The 17,325-nt window shown below is 67.0% G+C and carries 11 protein-coding genes, 1 tRNA gene and 1 pseudogene; 4 read left to right on the top strand and 9 right to left on the bottom strand.

From position 1 onward, the window contains the following. Positions 1–146: 146 nt before the first annotated feature. From ACJMKZ_RS13255 to ispB, 8 genes are all read right to left on the bottom strand, one after another. Entirely contained in the window at positions 147–1,121 is a 975-nt protein-coding gene (locus ACJMKZ_RS13255; RefSeq protein ID WP_405233678.1) for a tyrosine-type recombinase/integrase, read from the bottom strand. A gap of 499 nt (positions 1,122–1,620) precedes the next feature. Further along, entirely contained in the window at positions 1,621–1,836 is a 216-nt protein-coding gene (locus ACJMKZ_RS13250; RefSeq protein WP_405233677.1) for a helix-turn-helix domain-containing protein, read from the bottom strand. A gap of 213 nt (positions 1,837–2,049) precedes the next feature. After that, positions 2,050–2,126, bottom strand: a tRNA-Pro gene (locus ACJMKZ_RS13245). 166 nt (positions 2,127–2,292) lie between these two features. After that, positions 2,293–4,944: an AMP-binding protein gene (locus tag ACJMKZ_RS13240; RefSeq protein WP_405233676.1), complete on the bottom strand. Its 2,652-nt coding sequence runs from the start codon at positions 4,942–4,944 to the stop codon at positions 2,293–2,295. Next, positions 4,941–7,637 carry a cation-translocating P-type ATPase gene (locus ACJMKZ_RS13235; RefSeq protein WP_405233675.1) on the bottom strand — a complete coding sequence of 899 codons (2,697 nt, stop codon included), beginning with the start codon at positions 7,635–7,637 and terminating at the stop codon, positions 4,941–4,943. Before ACJMKZ_RS13235 ends, ACJMKZ_RS13240 begins: the two co-directional genes overlap by 4 nt. A gap of 13 nt (positions 7,638–7,650) precedes the next feature. Next, positions 7,651–10,785, bottom strand: a complete 3,135-nt coding sequence (locus ACJMKZ_RS13230) for an efflux RND transporter permease subunit (protein ID WP_405233674.1) — start codon at positions 10,783–10,785, stop codon at positions 7,651–7,653. Positions 10,786–10,790: 5 nt separating this feature from the next. Continuing rightward, the gene (locus ACJMKZ_RS13225) at positions 10,791–11,909 is read right to left on the bottom strand and encodes an efflux RND transporter periplasmic adaptor subunit (RefSeq protein ID WP_405233673.1); all 1,119 of its coding nucleotides are present in this window, start codon (positions 11,907–11,909) and stop codon (positions 10,791–10,793) included. Positions 11,910–11,924: 15 nt separating this feature from the next. Next, positions 11,925–12,923, bottom strand: coding sequence for an octaprenyl diphosphate synthase (gene ispB / locus ACJMKZ_RS13220; protein ID WP_405233672.1), 999 nt, complete (start codon positions 12,921–12,923; stop codon positions 11,925–11,927). 264 nt (positions 12,924–13,187) lie between these two features. On the opposite strand from ispB, the pseudogene rplU reads away from it, so the two are divergent. The 3 genes and pseudogenes from rplU to cgtA all read left to right on the top strand — a co-directional run. Further along, positions 13,188–13,496: pseudogene (rplU, locus tag ACJMKZ_RS13215) on the top strand (50S ribosomal protein L21); the annotation flags it as partial. A gap of 234 nt (positions 13,497–13,730) precedes the next feature. Then, positions 13,731–13,988: a 50S ribosomal protein L27 gene (gene rpmA, locus ACJMKZ_RS13210; protein WP_405233671.1), complete on the top strand. Its 258-nt coding sequence runs from the start codon at positions 13,731–13,733 to the stop codon at positions 13,986–13,988. 108 nt (positions 13,989–14,096) lie between these two features. Next, on the top strand, positions 14,097–15,113 hold the full coding sequence (cgtA, locus tag ACJMKZ_RS13205) for an Obg family GTPase CgtA (protein WP_405233670.1): 1,017 nt from the start codon (positions 14,097–14,099) through the stop codon (positions 15,111–15,113). 56 nt (positions 15,114–15,169) lie between these two features. Here cgtA and rpsT read toward each other — a convergent pair whose 3' ends face one another. Continuing rightward, positions 15,170–15,433, bottom strand: coding sequence for a 30S ribosomal protein S20 (gene rpsT / locus ACJMKZ_RS13200; RefSeq protein ID WP_405233669.1), 264 nt, complete (start codon positions 15,431–15,433; stop codon positions 15,170–15,172). Positions 15,434–15,523: 90 nt separating this feature from the next. Between rpsT and murJ the strand changes: the two genes are divergently transcribed. Continuing rightward, a complete protein-coding gene (gene murJ / locus ACJMKZ_RS13195; RefSeq protein WP_405233668.1) occupies positions 15,524–17,245 on the top strand; it encodes a murein biosynthesis integral membrane protein MurJ in 1,722 nt (573 codons plus the stop codon). The last annotated feature ends 80 nt before the right edge of the window (positions 17,246–17,325 follow it).

The following is a 17,325-nucleotide window of genomic DNA, read 5'->3' as shown; positions in this document are numbered from 1 at the left end:
TCTGAGCGCGCGCGTGACCTCGTCGATAACCGCTCCCAGGCCCGAATTGCTATACTAGCTCCTGGCCTTGTTCGGATGACAGCCCGCGAATAGAGACATCGCAGCCTGTGTTATTGGGATTCGGCATACAGCGACTCGCTCTATCTCTAGGTAATTAAATCGGGCTGAACGTAACAGCGTATAAGCTCCCTTCGATCCAATTTGTGACTGCCGGAGCAGTTAGAGGAGACCTGCTGAGTCGGAAGAGGTGTCTCGGTGGTTCTGGGTGCAGCGCTAGGCGGTCGAGTGTATGTTGCGGTGGGCTCCCTTACAGTGTTGCCAGTGTCTGGATTGGATCGGATGACGACGGCCTCAGGCCGTAGATGAGTATAGCGATTTAGCGTTGCCCAGCTGTCATGAAGCGTAAATTGCTGCACCTCGACAATGGAGTAGCCAGCTTCAAAAAGACGACTGGTGGCCTCGTGACGCAGATCGTGAAATCTGAGGTCTTCGATCTCTAGCACACGGCATGCCCGTGTGAACGCGGCACCGATGGTCTTCGGGTTGTACGGAAATATTCGAGCTGCAACTTTCTTCTGCCGGCAAACGATACTCCAAGCGTCCGGTGCGTACTTAAAGCGACGGAAGTATTCGCGTTCGGTCGGATGCTTCAGATTTCGAACAATCCCGGTCTGCGTGTTTTTGTCATTGTCAGCCCAGAGTAAGTTTGTAATTTCGCTCTGGCGGCGTGCTGAGTGGATAGCAAACCAGAGGATGTCGACCATCGGGAGAGCAGATCGGCGGTCGCGCTGCCGAAAATACTCGGTCAGAGCATTCAACTCTTCATCAGTCGGGCGACGGGTGCGGACACGCGCCTTGGATACGAGCTTCTCCGCTCGCAGGACGGAATACGCGTCGTCGATAATAGATAGATCGAAGAGCACCTCCCATGCGGCCCGCGCATAGCGGAGAATGACCCTTAGCCAAATGATGTCGTTATTAACGGTAGAGGCTCCGGCGCCCGCTTTGCGCCGCTCTCTCACGTGTGCGATCAGGTCTGATGGATTGATGTCGAGAACATTCAGATTCGCCAGATTCGAGTTCTCGAGGAATTTGATATGGGCGGTTTTACTCCGTCCCATGGGCCGGATCTCGGAGACCTCTTTACGGTATTTGACGAGGACCTTCCGTAATGAACCCAGTGATGCCTGATGCTGACGACGCGAAACACCGGTAGGCTTACTGAGCTATTTCTCAAGCTTGGCTACCCAGGCGGTCGCCATCCGTCGTTTCGGAAACGTCCTGGACTCGCGATGAACCAGTCTTCCATCCTTCTTGATTCAAACCTCAGCCTGATAGGTGAGGGTGCCACCCTGTCGTCGGCGAGTCCGAATTGTGGCGATCGCATTTTTCTTACGAAAAAATGAAGTGCGGCATTGGCGCCGCAACTCGATGCAAGACATTGGCCAAGAACACAGACCCGGTCAGAGAGCCATCAGAAACGGTGGATAAAGTCGAACTAAAAGGGGAAAGACAGACGAAGGCGAATTCGAGTGCTGAAAGGTTCGGCTGTGCGCCTATGATGCACTGGACAGCTCGCCACTGTCCCTCAAAAGGCGGGAGGCGTTTTTCCCTGCAGACTCAGTTCTCTTTGGGTTTCCGATCCCAGCGATAGGCGCCCTTCGCTCTTAGGCGAATAACGAATTCATCGATCGCTTCGCAGGGCACAAGGCGACGACTTCCGACTTTAACTGTTTCGATTTGTTGGGAACTGACCAACGAATAGAACTTGGCGCGACTGATGTTGAGAAGCTCATAAGCCTCTTGAACGGAATAGAGACGACGGGCTTTGGACATTACCGGCGATCCATGCATCCAGATACTGAGAGGCTAAGGATCTGAAAGGCAGACGGCGACAATAAAACCCTGCGCGCCTTGTCGACATTTCGAGCGCGAGAGCAAAGCTCGTGGGAGCTGATTTTTGGTGGCTGCGAAAAGAAAAACTGCACTTACAGTGCACTTACGGGGCTGGGAGGAGGAGAGCGATATTTGGTAACTTATTGTTTTTATTGGTCGGGGTGAGAGGATTTGAACCTCCGGCCCCTGCCTCCCGAAGACAGTGCTCTACCAGGCTGAGCTACACCCCGATTCCGCTTGGATCGTCGGCTGCGGAAGGCCGACGGTGCCGTGCGCAGCGTCCGTAAGTGCCGGTTCGGGAGGAGACTTTCCGGTCTCCATACCGGCGGACAGCTGCCGCAGAGGGCGGGTAGTGTACTTGAGCGGCCCCGCCGACTCAATCGGCGCGAGCGCCTTTCAATCCTGCTCCTGCAGGTCCCGGATGGCGCCCCGAAGGCCGTCCAGGATGCGTTCGCGATCGGTCTCGCCGTCGCCGCGGTCGTGGAGGGCCTGCACGCTGATCCCCTCGCCGTAACGGACGACGATGCGTGCGGGGCGCGGCAGGCGCTGTCCCCTCGGCCAGGCCTCGAATGCGCCTTGTATGGAGACGGGCAGCACCGTGACTTCCGGTGCATGTTCCAGCAGCACGCCGATGCCGGGGCGCAACGGCTGCAGCTCGCCGTCCCGGGAGCGCTCGCCCTCGGGGAACCAGACCAGCATGCGGTCCCGGTCCAGCGCGGCCTTGGCGAAAGCGAGGCTGGAGACCACGGTGCGATGCGGGTCGATGGGGATGACGCGGCCCAGACGACTGAAGCCACGGAAGACGGCGTTGCGATAGGCCCAGCCGGTCCAGCCGCCCCAGAACGTGTTCACCCGCAGGTCGGGCGGGAGCGTGGCCGCCAGCACGAAGGGATCGAGGAAGCTCGTGTGATTAGGGGCGATCAGCAGCGGCCCGGATTGCGGCGGCGGCTCGCCGGAGGCACTCACCCGGAACGCCGCTCGCATCAGGCCGGTGTTGACGGCGTAGGCTGCCCGCGCGGTGATGGTACTGGCCCGGGAACGCGGCTCGAGCCACTCCTTCTGCTCGTTGGTGAGCACGGCGTCCGGCCGTTCGAGCGGTGTGTGCAGTTCCTCGACGGATTCTTCCTTCTCCGCGACGGCGGCCAGCATGTCGCGCACGGTCTCGATGTCGGCGATGTCGTCCTCGCGCAGCTCGGCGCCGGTGCGCCGGGCGATGTCCATGCTGAGATCCAGCCAGCCGAGGGAGTCGACGCCGAGCTCGAGCTGGAAGCTGGTGTCTGGCGTAAGGCGCGTCTGCCGGTAGCGCTCCGCCAGCAGGTCCCAGGCCTTGCGGGCGCGCTCGTTGCGCAGCAGTTCCCGGTCTTCGGCGGTCATGTCGTCGATGGCCATGGGCTCGCCGCCTTCCGCATCCTCGCCGTCGGCGAGGGACTCGTAGCGCTCCTCCAGCTTGTTCCGCCTTATCTTGTCCAGCCGCGTGCGGTCGAGGGGCTCGTGGGTGACGCGGTAGCGGTCGAGGCGCTGGTAGGAGGGGAGGGTGCGCGAGCGCTCGCGCACGGCCGCGCCGATGGCGTCCTCCGCCGCGCGGGATTCCCGGCGCAGCGCCTCTAGGTCCGGAAAGATGACGGCGGCCAGCTGTTCGCCGTCCTTCAGTATGCCGATCTCCGCGATCAGCGGGTGTTCGGCGTACGCCTCCTCCAGGGCCTCCGTGCGGATGTTCTCGCCTGAGGCGGTGACGAGCATGGTGCTCTTGCGGCCGAGCACGTGCAGGTAGCCGTCGTCGTCGATGCGGCCGAGGTCGCCGGTGCGGAACCAGCCGTCGGTGAAGGACTCCCGGGTCTCGTCCTCCCGGTCCAGGTAGCCCTCGAAGACGCCGGGGCCCCTGGCGAGGATCTCGCCGGCGTCGGCGTCGCCGGCCGTCTGCACCGAGCGGTCGATGGAGAGCTCGATGCCGTCGACGACCCGGCCCACGGTATCGAGATGGCCCCGGCCGGGCATCTTGATGGTGAGCAGTGGCGCCGTCTCGGTGAGGCCGTAGCCGATGGCCACGTCCCAGCCGATGCCTTCCAGCCGGTGGGCGGTGGCGGCGTCCAGCGGCGAGCCCCCCGAGGCGAGCATGCGCAAGGTCGGGCCGAGCTGGCGATGCAGGGGCCGCAGCAGGTAGCGGCCCGCATTCACGCCCGTGGCACGGCGCAGTGCGGTGCAGCTGCGGATGAGCCCGCGCAGCACCACCCTGACGGGGGCCGGCAGGCCGTCGATTCGGGCATCCACGCCGGCGAGCAGGGCGGCGTAGAGACGCGGCACGCCCAGGATGATGGTGACGCTGTGGGCGCGGATGGCCCGGATGATGTCCGGGCCGGTCAGGCTGGCCGGTATGACGATGGGGATGCCGAGGGACAGCGGCGCCAGCGTGCCGATGACCAGGGGGTAGACGTGGTGTAGCGGCAGCGGCTGGAGCATGCAGTCGTCGGCGGCGACCAGGCCCGTCTCCTCCACCGTGCGCACCTGGAAGGCCAGGTTGCGGTGCTTCAGGGGCACGCCTTTCGGCGGGCCGGTGGTCCCGCTGGTGAACAGCAGCAGGGCCGTGTCCTCCGCCCCCGGCAGATCCGGCGCTTCGCCGTCGATGTCCAGCCAGCGCTGCCAGCTGCGGGCGCCGCCGTCGCGGTCGAGCCGGAGCACGGTGCCGTCGTAGTCGATCTCCTCCAGCATCGAGGCGCGCGCCTCGTCCGCGATCACGCAGGGGATGTCGGCGTTCGAGAAGATGCCTTCGAGTTGTTCCCGCTCCATCTGGGTGTCGATCGGCACGGCCGTGATGCCTGCCCTGAGCAGACCTAGAAAGACGCTGATCCAGTCGGCGTCCGGGGTGGCGAACAGGGCGACACGATCGTATCCGTCCGCATCCGCGCCGACGGCGACGGCATCGACGCGGTCCGCGAGTTGCCGGTAGGTGAGGACGGGGTTGTCGCCACCGTCCGCCTCGACCACCGCGGGGTGCTTGCCATGGCTGCCAAGCTTCTCGAACAGTGACGAAAGTGTCAGCGACTCGTTCATCCGGTCTCCCTTCCGGGCTCCGCCCGGCGGTGGATCAGCTTGGCGATCTCGTCGACGAAGAGCAGGGAGACGGCGATCGGCAGCAGGGTCAGCCACACACCGGCGGAGACGGGCCCGATGCCGAGGACATCGCTCAGACCGGGCACGAACATGGCGCCGATGTGGACGCCGTGCGCCGCGACCACCGCCGCCACCAGCAGCAGGTTCGCCGTGAGCGGCACCCGGAACGCCGAGCGCCGCTCCGAGCGGCAGCTGAACGCATGCACGTTTTCGAAGAGTACCATCAGGAGCAGCAGGAGGTTGCGGGCCTCGTACTCGCCGTAGCCGGCCTGGATGAGATAGTAGTACACGGCGAAGGCGACGCCGCCGATGTACAGGCCGGAAGTCAGCGTGTGGCGGATCATCAGCCGGTCGAAGATGGGCTGGTCCGGGGATCGGGGTTTGCGTTCCAGGACGCCGGGTTCGGTCTTCTCGAACGCGAGTGCCACATCCTGGATGCCGTTGGTGACCAGGTTCAGCCACAGCAGCTGGACGGGATTCAGCGGCAGTGGCAGGCCGGCGAAGATGGCGAGGAAGAACAGCAGCACCTCGCCGGCGCCGGTGGCGAGCAGCAGCCAGGTGACCTTGCGCACGTTGTCGTAGGCGCCGCGGCCTTCCTCGATGCCGTGCACGATGGAGGCGAAGTTGTCGTCCGTGAGGATCAGCGCCGCCGCGCCCCGCGCCACGTCGGTGCCGCCTTCGCCCATGGCCACGCCGATGTGCGCGCCCTTCAGCGCCGGTGCGTCGTTGACCCCGTCGCCGGTCACGGCGACGAAGTGGCCGGCTTCCTGCAGCCGAGCGACGATGTCGGTCTTCTGGGTCGGCTCGACGCGCGCGAAGACCTTGGCCCGGGCGATGCGCCGGTCGTATTCCTCCGGGTCGTCGTCTTCCAGGTCTTTCAGCTCCCGTCCCGTCACGGCCTCGTCGTCCTCGCCGGCGATGCCCAGTTCCCGCGCGATGGCGAGGCCGGTGCGGGGATGGTCGCCGGTGATCATGCGCACCTCGACGCCCGCCGAGTGACACCGCTCGATGGCCTCCGGCACCTCCGGACGCACCGGGTCGATGAGGGCCACGAGGCCGAGCAAGTCGAGGCCGGCGAGGTCGTCCTCGCCGGGGTTGTTACTGTCGGTGCGCCCGGCGGCCACGGCGAGTACCCGGTAGCCCCGCTCGGCCAGGTGGGCCTCCCGCTCGGCGACGTCATCCCCGTCGACGCCGCTGCACATCTCCGAGACCACCTCGGCGGCCCCCTTCACGCAGACGAGCGTGCCGTCTTCAGCTGCGTGGAAGCTGGCGGCATAGCGGCGGCTGGACTCGAACGGGATATCGCCGGTCTGTCGTCGATCCTCGAGCAGCTCCTGGCGCTCGAGATCCAGTTTCGCGCCGAGCACCAGGAAGGCGATGTCGACGCTGTCGCCTTTCACCTCCGGGTCTTCATCTTCGTTCTCGCCGGCTCGCAGCTCGCCCTCGTTGCACAGGACGCCGGCCGTGGCGAGGCGGAGCAGCGCCTCCCGGTCGTCTTCGTCCGGCTCGTCGCCGTCGCTGTCCGTAATGCTGCCTTCGGGACCGTAGCCTTCACCCTCGACTTCCAGTTCCGTGCCACCCGGCAGCACGATGCGCTTGGCCGTGAGGACGTTGGCGGTGAGGGTGCCGGTCTTGTCGCTGGCCACCAGCGTGCACGCGCCGAGGCCCTCGACCGCCTGCAACTGGCGGACGATGACGTGGCGGGCTGCCATACGGCTGGAGGCGATGGAGAGCGCCACCGTGATGGCCACCGGCAGCCCGGCCGGGATGGCGGAGACGGCCAGCGCCACGCCCAGATAGAAAATCTGCAGGAGTTCCGCGCCGCGCCAGAACTGGACCACCGAGAGTATTGCCACCGCGGCCAGAACGAGGATGGCGATGCGCCGCGTGAAGCGGCGCAGCCGCAGCACCAGCGGCGGCGCCTGGTCCTCCTCGCTGAGCGATTCGGCGATGCGGCCTACCTCGCTCGCGGTGCCCGTACGGCAGACCACGCCCTCGCCCTTGCCATCGACGACGGCGCTGCCGGCGTGGACGAGGGTCTCGCGCTCGCCCAGCGGCGTGTCCTCGTCCAGCGCCGCGTCGGCGTCCTTCGGCACGGCCAGCGACTCGCCGGTAAGCATGGACTCGTCGGCGTGCAGGTTGTTACCGCGCAGCAGGCGTATGTCGGCGGGCACGGAATCGCCGGCCTCCAGCAGCACGACGTCGCCGGGTACCAGGTCGCCGCTGGGCACCTCTCTCTCCCGCCCGTCACGCCGCACCCGGACGCGGATGGCGAGCGCCTCGCGCAGGGCGGCGGCGCTGGTCTCCGCCCGGTACTCCTGCCAGGCGCCGATACCGGCGTTCAGCGCCAGGACGGCGAAGATGAAGAGTGCGTTGTTGATGCTGCCGATGGCCAGCGAGACGCTGCCGGCGATCAGCAGGATGTAGATCAGGGGGTCGCGGAACTGGCGCAGCACGACCAGCAGCAGCCCTGCGTGACCTTCCCGGGGCAGCTCGTTGGGGCCGAACTCTTCCTGCCGTCTCCCGACCTCGTCGTCGCCCAGACCCTCCCTGTCGCTCTCCAGCCGGTCGAGCGCCTCGTCCGCCGGCAGCGCGTGCCAGGGTGTCCCCGTTATGGTGTCGGCATCGATCACCGGCTCGGTCGTTCTACTCCTTTTCGGGACGGCGCCACTCCAGCGCCGTGACCGTCAGCACGGGCAGCATGGTCAGTGATACCACGGCGGCGCCGAGGATGCCGAACAAAACGATGGCGCCGACGCCCCGGTAGAGTTCCGTGCCCTCGCCGGGCATGAATACGAGCGGCGACAGACCGCAGATGGTGGTCAGCGTGGACATCGCGATCGGCCGCAACCGCACTCGCACCGCCTCGCGCACGGCCTCCAGTGCCGAGGCGGAGGTCTCGCGGATCTGCCGCATGGCCCGGTCGACGATCAGGATGGGGTTGTTGACCACGGTGCCCATCAGGATCAGGAAGCCCAGCATGGAGATCATGTCGAAGGGCTGGCGGATGGGGTTCAGCCCGACGAGCGGCAGGGCGGCGCCCACCAGGTTCAGCAATACCAGGCCGACGATGCCGCCGGCAATGCCGAGCGGGATGGTGGTCATGATCAGCAGCGGATAGCCCCAGTGGCGGAAGATCGCCACCAGCAGCAGGAAGACGATGACGAGTGCGACGGGGTAGTTGTCCGCGAGGGCGGCCTGGGTGGCGGCCAGCTGGTCGCTGGCGCCGGAGATGTCCACATTGACACCGGCGGGCAGCGCGCCGGTCTCGCGCAGCCGGGCGATGACCTCCGAACGCATCATCTCGACGCCGGTCTCCAGTGCGATGCTCTCCGGCGGGATGACGTTCAGCGTCACCGTTCTCTGGCCGTTCACGCGCCTGACGGTGCTGGTGTCCACGGTCTCCTCGATACTGACCAGCGCTGAGAGCGGCAGGACCGTGCCGCGGGGGGTCCACACCGGCAGATCGCCGATATCGTCGAGCTTCGCCTCGGTGCCGCGTCGGCCGAAAAGGTAGATATCGATCTTGTCGTCGTTCTGGAAGAACTCGTCCACGAAGGCGCCGTCGGTGAGCGCCGCCACCGTCAGGCCCACGTCGGCGGCACTCATGCCGAGTTCCGAGGCGCGATCCCAATCGGGGCGCACCTCCACCAGTGGCTGCGACAGCGCGAGCGAAGAGGGGTTGGACTGGATGCGGGGGTTGCCGAATACTTCCTCCGAGCGCCGGTAGGCCGCCAGTGCCGCTTCGTAAATCACCGCCAGGGTCGGGCCGGAGATGTCCAGGTTGATGGAGCGCGTACCGCCGTCGTTGCTGGTGATGATGGAGCCCCGCGAGGCGAATGCCCGCATGCCGGGGTAGCTCTCGTACTTGTCGGTGAGCACGTCCATCAATGCGTCGACGTGATCCGGGTCGATCGGCTCGGTGATGATGCGCATGCCGTCCGCCTCGATGCCGAGGTTGAGATACTGCAGTGCGGGTACCGGCGCATCGCCCGCGTCGAAACGGCCGGGGTCGTCGCCGACGAAGTCGAGAAAGTAGTCCTGTATCTCGAGGCCGATATCCGCCATGGTTTCGAGGTTGTAGCCCGGCGGTGCGCTCATGCGGGCGAATATCTTCGGCTCCTCGCCCTCCGGCAGATACTCCGCCGGCGGGGTGAGTATGAAGATGACGGCAAGGCTGGCGGCGACGGTGACGCCGATCGTGCCGAGCCGTCGCCCGCGGGTTGCGATCAGCGTTTCGACGCCGGCGAGCAGGCGATCACGCAGGTGCTGTCCGCCCGGTTGTCGCTGGCTGGTGCCGAACTCCAGCCGCGCACTGGCCGTGGGGATCAGGGTGACCGCCACCAGCATGGAGGCGAGGATGGAGGCGGCGATGGCGATGGCGATGTCGGAGTAGAGCTGGCCGGCTTCCTCCTCGATGAAAACGATGGGCGTGAATACCAGGATGGTGGTCAGCGTGGAGGCGAGCACGGCGGGCCAGACGTTGCGCACGCCCGCGATGGCCGCCTTGAACCGGTCCAGCCCGCGGCGGCGCTCGAGTTCGATGCTCTCGATGACGACGATGCTGTTGTCCAGCGTCATGCCGATGGCGAAGGCGACGCCGGCCAGCGAGATCACGTTGATGGTGCGCCCGGTCACGAGCAGGCCGATGAACGCGGCGATGGTGCAGATGGGGATGCCGATGACGCCCACCAGGGTGGCGCGGCCGGAGCGCAGGAACAGGTACATCACCAGCGTGGCGAACAGCGCGCCGAGGCTGAGGTTCAGCCAGACGTTGGCCACCGAGGCCTCCACGTAGCCGGCGTCCTCCGCCGTGAGTTCGAGCTCCATGCCGGCCGGGTTCAGGAGGTCGGCGTTGATGTCCTCCGCCGCATCCAGCATGGCGTACTTGATGTCGATGACGTTGGAGCCCGTCTCCCGGCGCACGTACAGGCTGATCACCGGGTCGCCGTCCACGAACGAGAGATCGCGGATCTCGAAATGGTCGAGTTCCACCCGGGCCACGTCTTCCAGCCGGATGATCGTGTCGCCGCGCCGCTCGATGATCAGCCCCTCGAGGTCGGCGACGTCCCCGAAGCGCCCGACGGTGCGCAGCAGATAGCGGCGCTTGCCGCTCTCCACTTCACCGGCGGAGATGTCCTGGTTGCGGGCGCGCACCGCGTCCCGGACGTCGCTGATGGTGAGCCCCCGGTCCGCCAGCCGGGAGGGATCCAGCAGGATACGGATCTGGCGCTCGGCGCCGCCGCCGACGCCCACCTGGGCCACGCCCGGCATGCTGGACATGCGCGGGCGCACATTGTCCTCGATGAAGTCCCGCATCATGTCCATGTCGAGCGAGCGGGGATTGCCCGGCAGCGGGGAGACGCGGAAGAACATGAAGGCGTTGGAGGAGAAGCTGGTGGCGTCCACCCGCGGCTCGTCCACGTTCAGGGGGTAGGACGGAACCTGGTTCAGCGCGTTGTTGACCCGGATCAGCGTCTGGGTGATGTCCACGCCGAACGGGAAGTCCAGCTCGATGCGGGCCTGGCCGCTGGAGGCCGTGGCCTCGAGTCGCTGCAGGTTCGGAATACTGCGCAGGTACTCTTCCTGCTCGATCAGAATTTCCTTCTCGATATCCTGAGGGGTCGCGCCCGGCCACGAGGTGCGCACCGAGATGGTCCGCACCTCCAGGTCGGGGATCATCTGCACCGGGATGCGCAGTGCGGCCACGAGCCCGATGACCGCGATGATGAGGGCGGCGACGGTGGTCAGTATGCCGTTACGGACGATGGCCTCGAACACGGCCCCTAGTCCCTGGTCACGGTGACGGTCTGTCCGTTCTGCAGCGCCTCATTGCCCCGGGTGACCACGCGGGTGTCCGCCCCGATTCCGCTTACGATCTCCACCAGGCCATCGAACTCGAGGCCGGTCTCGACGCGCTGTTCGGACACCGTCGCCGCATCGCCCCCGGTCTGCAGTTCCCACACGGTGATGCGGCCGTCGGGATAGCGGATGAGCGCGTCGCGGGGTACCACCACGGCCTTGCGGCCGGTGTCCAGATGCAGCGCGCCGCGGGCGGACATGCCGGGCGTCACCGGCAGGCTGTGTCCTTCGGCGGCCACGGCGCGCAGCAGGAAGGTGCGTGCGGCGGGGTCGTTCACCGGCACGATGGCGATGATGTCGCCCGGGATGGATTCCTCCGGCGCGGCATCGGGGCTGATATCGATGAGAGTGTCCGGGGAAATGTCCGCGTAATAATTCTGCGGCACCCGGAAGTCGTAGCGCAGCCCGTCGACGGCCACCAGCTCCAGCAGGCCGTCGCCCGGATTGACCCACTCGCCGACCTCCGCCAGCCGCCGGGCGACGGCGCCCGCGAACGGTGCCCGGATCTCGTGCCGCCGCACCACCGCCTGCTGCTGGCGGAACGCCGCGCTCGCCGCCTGCAGTGCCGCCTCGTCGGTGGCCACCTCCGCCCGGCGGGATTCGATTTCGGTCTCCGGGATGCCCCGTTCGCTGCCGAGCCGCTCCGCCTCGGCCAGCCGCCGCCGGGCATCGGCCAGCCCGGCCTCGGCCTCGGCCAGGGTGGCCCCGGCACGCTCCAGGGCGAGTTCCACGAGTTCGTCGTCAAGGCTGACGAGGATGTCGCCCGCCGCGACCGTATCGCCGGCGTCTACCGCGAAGTCATCGATGAGGCCGCCGACGGAGGGAGAGAGCAGCGCAGAGCGCGGAGAGGTTACTGTGCCACTCACCGGCAGGATGCGTACCACCGGCTGGATGCGTGCCTCGCTTACGGTGACGGGAGGCCCTTCGGCGGCCGCCGGCGGCGTCCAGAGCAGCAGTGCGCCGCAGACGAACAGCGCGGTAGCCGCAATCGTGGCCGTCATTGTGGCGCGCTGTGCCCCGCGGGGCTCGACAGAGTGGGTCATCACCGCCTCGCGACGTCAGGAACGACGGTTGACGGCGAATTCGGCGACGGCGATCAGTGCGTCCTTGTAATCCGACGGCGGCAGGCCGGCCAGCGCCGCGATGGCGTCGTCGGCGGCACGCTGCGCGCGTTCGGCCGTGTATTCCAGCGCCCCGGTCGACTCGATGGCCGCCTGTACCGGCGCCAGGTTGTCCAGTCCGCCGTTCTCGATGGCCGCGCGGATCAGGGTGCGCTGCTCCGGCGTGCCCCTGCTCATCGCGTGGATGAGCGGCAGGGTCGGCTTGCCTTCGGCCAGGTCGTCGCCCAGGTCCTTGCCCAGCTCGTCGGGGGATGCCTTGTAGTCCAGCGCATCGTCCACCAGCTGGAAGGCGGCGCCGAGGCTGCGTCCGTATTCCGCCATGCGGTCGCGGACGTCGGCCGGCTGGCCCGCCAGTACGGCGGCGATGGCCGCGCCGGCCTCGAACAGCTTGGCCGTCTTCCGGTAGATCACTTCGAGATAGCGCTCTTCCGTCGTGTCCGGGTCGTGCACGTTCATCAGCTGCATGACCTCGCCGGCGGCGATGGTGTTGGTGGCGTCGGCGAGTATGTCCATGACCTGCATGTCGCCGATGCGCACCATCATCTGGAAGGAGCGGGAGTAGAGAAAGTCGCCCACCAGCACGCTGGCCTGGTTACCAAACACGTGGTTGGCGGTATGGCGGCCGCGCCGGCGGTCCGAGGCGTCCACGACGTCGTCGTGCAGAAGCGTGGCCGTGTGGATGAACTCGATGATGGCGGCGGCCCGGATATGCTCCTCGCCGTCGTAGGCCAGCGCGCGGGCGCCGAGCAGCACCAGCAAGGGGCGCAGGCGCTTGCCCCCGCTGCCGATGATGTACTCCGCCACCTGGGAGACGAGCAGCACGTCGCTCTGCAGCGACTCGCGGATGAGCGCGTCCACGCGGTCCATGTCGGAACGCGTCAGGTGTCGCAGCGCATCCAGCGTCGCGACTCGGCGGGTGTCTTCTGCGGCATACATATCGGCGATCGATAATGCCTGAAACGGCGCCGCTTGGCGAGCCGGCGCCCCTTGTCAGAGGCTGTCCAAGCCCCTGAATCCGGGGGTTATTCGTGGGCCTGCCCCGTTGACCGACCGGGATGCAGGCCGTACAATGCCCGGTCTTTTGGGGACCCGCCGGCCGCACCGGCCTCTATCGGGTCCGTTCTCTCCGTTCACAACGGGTAATGACAGACAGGCGAAGGGGCGGCCGCGGTTGGTCGGAGCCCGCTTCCGGAGTTCGAGATGTACGCGGTTTTTCGTAGTGGCGGCAAGCAGTATCGGGCCAGCACGGGCGACAAGCTCCGGCTGGAGCGTCTCCCTGCCGAAGAAGGGGCTTCCATCGAGTTCGACGAGGTATTGCTGATCGGCGCCGGCGGCGAGCTCAGTGTCGGCAAGCCGCTGATCGATGGCGGCAAGGTCGAGGCGAAGGTGCTGGCGCAGGGCAAGGGCCGCAAGATCGACGTGGTGAAGTTCAAGCGGCGCCAGAACTACAAGCGCCTGGGCGGCCATCGCCAGGCCTTTACCGAGGTGGAGATCACCGGCATCAGCGGTGCCGGTATGACGGCGGGACCGGCAGAGAAGGCCGAGGCCGCACCGAAGAAGAAGGTAGCCAAAAAGAAGGCCGCCAAGAAGACCGCGACGAAGAAAACGGCTGCGAAGAAGAAGACTGCCGGCAAGACGGCGGCGAAGAAGGCGGCCGCCGGGAAGGAAGCGGCCGGCAGCGACGAGTAACGAGTATTGACATGCGCCGCCGCGCGGCGCCACCGGACGAGCAGGTAGACGACAATGGCACACAAGAAAGCAGGCGGCAGCAGTAAGAACGGCCGCGATTCAGAATCCAAACGATTGGGAGTGAAGCTCTTCGGCGGCCAGTCCGTGGTGGCGGGCAACATCCTCGTGCGCCAGCGGGGCACCCGCTTCCATGCCGGCACCAACGTGGGCGTCGGCCGGGACCACACGCTGTTCGCCAAGGCGGACGGCAAGGTCCTGTTCGAGAAGAAGGGACCGCAGGGCCGCAAGTACGTGAGCGTCGTCGACGCCTGATCGGCGCAGCCGGACCCGGAGCCGTGGCCCCGCGGCCAATGACGGCCCTCCGTCCCGCTGAGAAAACCCCGCTGCGGCGGGGTTTTTTTGTCTCGCGCTGAAATTCCGATGAAATTCGTCGACGAAGCGACCATCCGAGTGCAGGCCGGCAACGGCGGCCACGGCTGCCTGAGTTTCCGCCGCGAGAAGTACATCCCGCGGGGCGGGCCGGACGGCGGCGACGGTGGCCATGGCGGCAGCGTCTGGCTGCAGGCCGACCAGGGCATCAACACGCTGGCCGACTTCCGTGTACAGCGCAAGTTTCGCGCGGAGAGCGGTGAGGGCGGCGCCGGGCGGAACAAGACCGGTCGCTCCGGCGACGATCTGACCGTGCGCGTGCCCGTCGGCACCATCGTCGCCGATGTGGATACCGGCGAGGTGCTGGGCGACCTCGCGGACGACGGCGCACGGCTGAAGGTGGCCGACGGCGGCCGCGGCGGCCTCGGCAACACCCGCTTCAAGAGTTCCACCAATCGTGCGCCGCGCCGGACCACCAACGGGACGCCGGGCGAGGCGCGGCATCTGAAGCTGGAACTGAAGCTGCTGGCCGACGTCGGGCTGCTCGGCCTGCCGAATGCGGGCAAGTCCACGCTGATCCGGGCCATGAGCGCGGCCAGGCCGAAGGTGGCCGACTATCCGTTCACGACGCTGCATCCCAATCTCGGCGTCGTACGGGTGGGTCCCGCGCAGAGCTTCGTGATGGCGGATATTCCGGGACTGATCGAGGGCGCGGCCGAAGGCGCCGGCCTCGGCATCCGCTTCCTGAAGCATCTGGAGCGGACCCGGCTGCTGCTGCACGTCGTCGACGTCGCGCCGGTCGACGGTCACGACGTGGCGGCGGCATTCGCCGCCATCGAGGGCGAGGTGCAGGAGTTCGGCGCCGGACTCGCGGCGCGTCCCCGCTGGCTGGTACTGAACAAGATCGACCTGCTCGAGGACACCGCGCTGGAGGCAGTGCGTGCGAATCTGCTCGCGGAGATCGGCTGGACCGGGCCGGTGTACGCGGTCAGTGCCGCGGCGGGGGCCGGTACCGAGGCGCTCGCCCGTGACGTGATGGCGCATCTGGAGCGCGAGCGCAAGGCATGAACGGGGCATAAAAAAACCGGCCGACGGCCGGTTTTTTCTGCGGATGCGCTCCGGTGTCAGCCGAGGGTGTTGATCCGCTTGTTCAGACGGCTCTTGTGGCGCGCCGCCTTGTTGCGGTGGATGATGCCTTTGCTGGTCATCGAGTCGATCACCGGGACTGCCTCCCGATAGCTGGCCTGGGCCGCTTCCTTGTCACCGGACTCGATTGCCTTGATCACTTTCTTGATGCGCGTGCGCAGGCGGGAACGGAGCGCCATGTTGTGCTTGCGGCGCTCTTCGCCCTGCCGGGCCCGTTTCTCTGCTGATTTGATGTTAGCCACTCGAAATTCTCTCTGCGGAGTGTGCGGGAAAGCCGGGTATTCTGGCACGCGCGGCGCTATTGTCAAGCCTGACAGCGGCTTAGGGCAGCGATGACGTCCGCCGCGGAAACCGGGGTGGCTTCGGGCTACACTTCGCCATTGTCCGCCAGTGGCGGCCATTGCCCGGCAGACGGAGGAATCTTGGGCCAGCAGCGTAATTCGGAGTCAGCCGGCGACGGCGGGGCCGGGCAGGGCGGCGCGAGGAAACTGCTACGTTCCACGTCCACGGTCAGCGCGATGACCCTGCTCTCGCGCATCCTCGGGCTGGTGCGCGACATCGTCTTCGCCCGCTTCTTCGGCGCCGGGGTGACGATGGACGCGTTCTTCGTCGCCAACAAGATCCCGAACATGCTCCGCCGCTTTTTCGCCGAAGGCGCCTTCTCGCAGGCGTTCGTGCCGGTGATCTCGGAGTACCGCTCCACCCGCAGCCACGAGGAGGTGCAGGCGCTGGTGGACCGGGTCGCGGGCACGCTGGGCGCCCTCCTGTTCGCCATCACCGCCGTGGGCGTCGTGGCCTCGCCCGTGCTCGTGCTGATCTTCGCGCCCGGGTTCATCGGCGACGACGGCCGCTTCGACCTCACCGCGGCCATGCTGCGACTGACCTTTCCCTATCTGCTGTTCATCTCCCTGACGGCGCTGGCCGGCGGTATCCTCAATACCTTCGGCCGCTTCGGCGTGCCGGCCTTCACGCCGGTCCTGCTGAACGTCGTGCTGATCGGCTTCGCGGTATTCGTCGCGCCGCGGGTGGCCGAGCCGGGCATGGCGCTCGCCGCCGGCGTCTTCGTGGCCGGGCTGGTGCAGCTCGTCTTCCAGCTGCCGTTCCTTGCCCGCATCCGGGCGCTGCCGCGGCCCCGCTGGGGCAGACGCGACGAGGGGGTACTGCGGGTCGGGCGTCTCATGCTGCCGGCGCTGTTCGGCTCCTCGGTGGCGCAGATCAACATCCTCATCGACAACCAGATCGCCTCTTTCCTGGGGGCAGGCAGGATCAGCTGGCTGTACTACTCGGACCGGCTGATGGAGTTCCCCCTGGGTGTCTTCGGCATCGCGCTGGCCACCGTCATCCTGCCCGGTCTTTCGGCCCACCATGCGCGCAGCGAGACCGGCGCCTTTTCCGCGACAATGGACTGGGCGCTCAGACTGGTGCTACTCATCGGATTGCCCGCCGCGCTGGCGCTGGCGGTGCTGGCGGGACCGCTGATCGTCACCATCTTCTACGGCGGTGAATTCACCGCATTCGACGTGCGCATGGCCCGCCTGAGCCTGATCGCCTTCTCGTTCGGGCTGCTGGGATTCATCCTCGTGAAGGTGCTCGCGCCGGCCTACTTTTCCCGCCAGGACACCAAGACCCCGGTGCGCATCGCGGTCGTGGCGCTAGTGTCCAACCTGGTGCTGAACCTGATCTTCGTGGTGACACTCGTGCGGGTCGGCGCGGAGGGTACCCATGCGGGTCTGGCACTGGCCACCTCTATCGCCGCCTTCGTGAATGCGGGGTTGCTCTACCGCGGGCTCCGCACCCGGGGCATCGTGACCCACGGCCCCGGCTGGCCGCTGCTGCTGGCACGTATCGCCGCCGCCTGTGCCGTGATGACGGTGGTGCTCGTCTGGCTCGACCGGCCCGGCGACTGGTGGCTGGCCGCCGGCATCGGGGACCGGGTGGGCTGGTTGGCGCTGCTGGTCGGAGGCGGGCTCGGTGCCTATGCGTTAACGCTGGCGGCGACCGGACTGCGGCCGCGCCACCTGCGCCTCGGCGCGGCCGGCGAGGGACGCGTCTGAGCGGCGCCCGCCGCCACGATGCGCGCGCCATCGTGCTACCCTTCCGCCTGCACCGGCGCGGTGACGGCCGCGGTGTCCGG

It is taken from the genome of Lentisalinibacter salinarum, assembly GCF_040706555.1.
Classification (GTDB): Bacteria; Pseudomonadota; Gammaproteobacteria; order Steroidobacterales; family Woeseiaceae; genus Lentisalinibacter; species Lentisalinibacter salinarum.
This window is presented reverse-complemented; position numbering and strand designations above follow the sequence as displayed.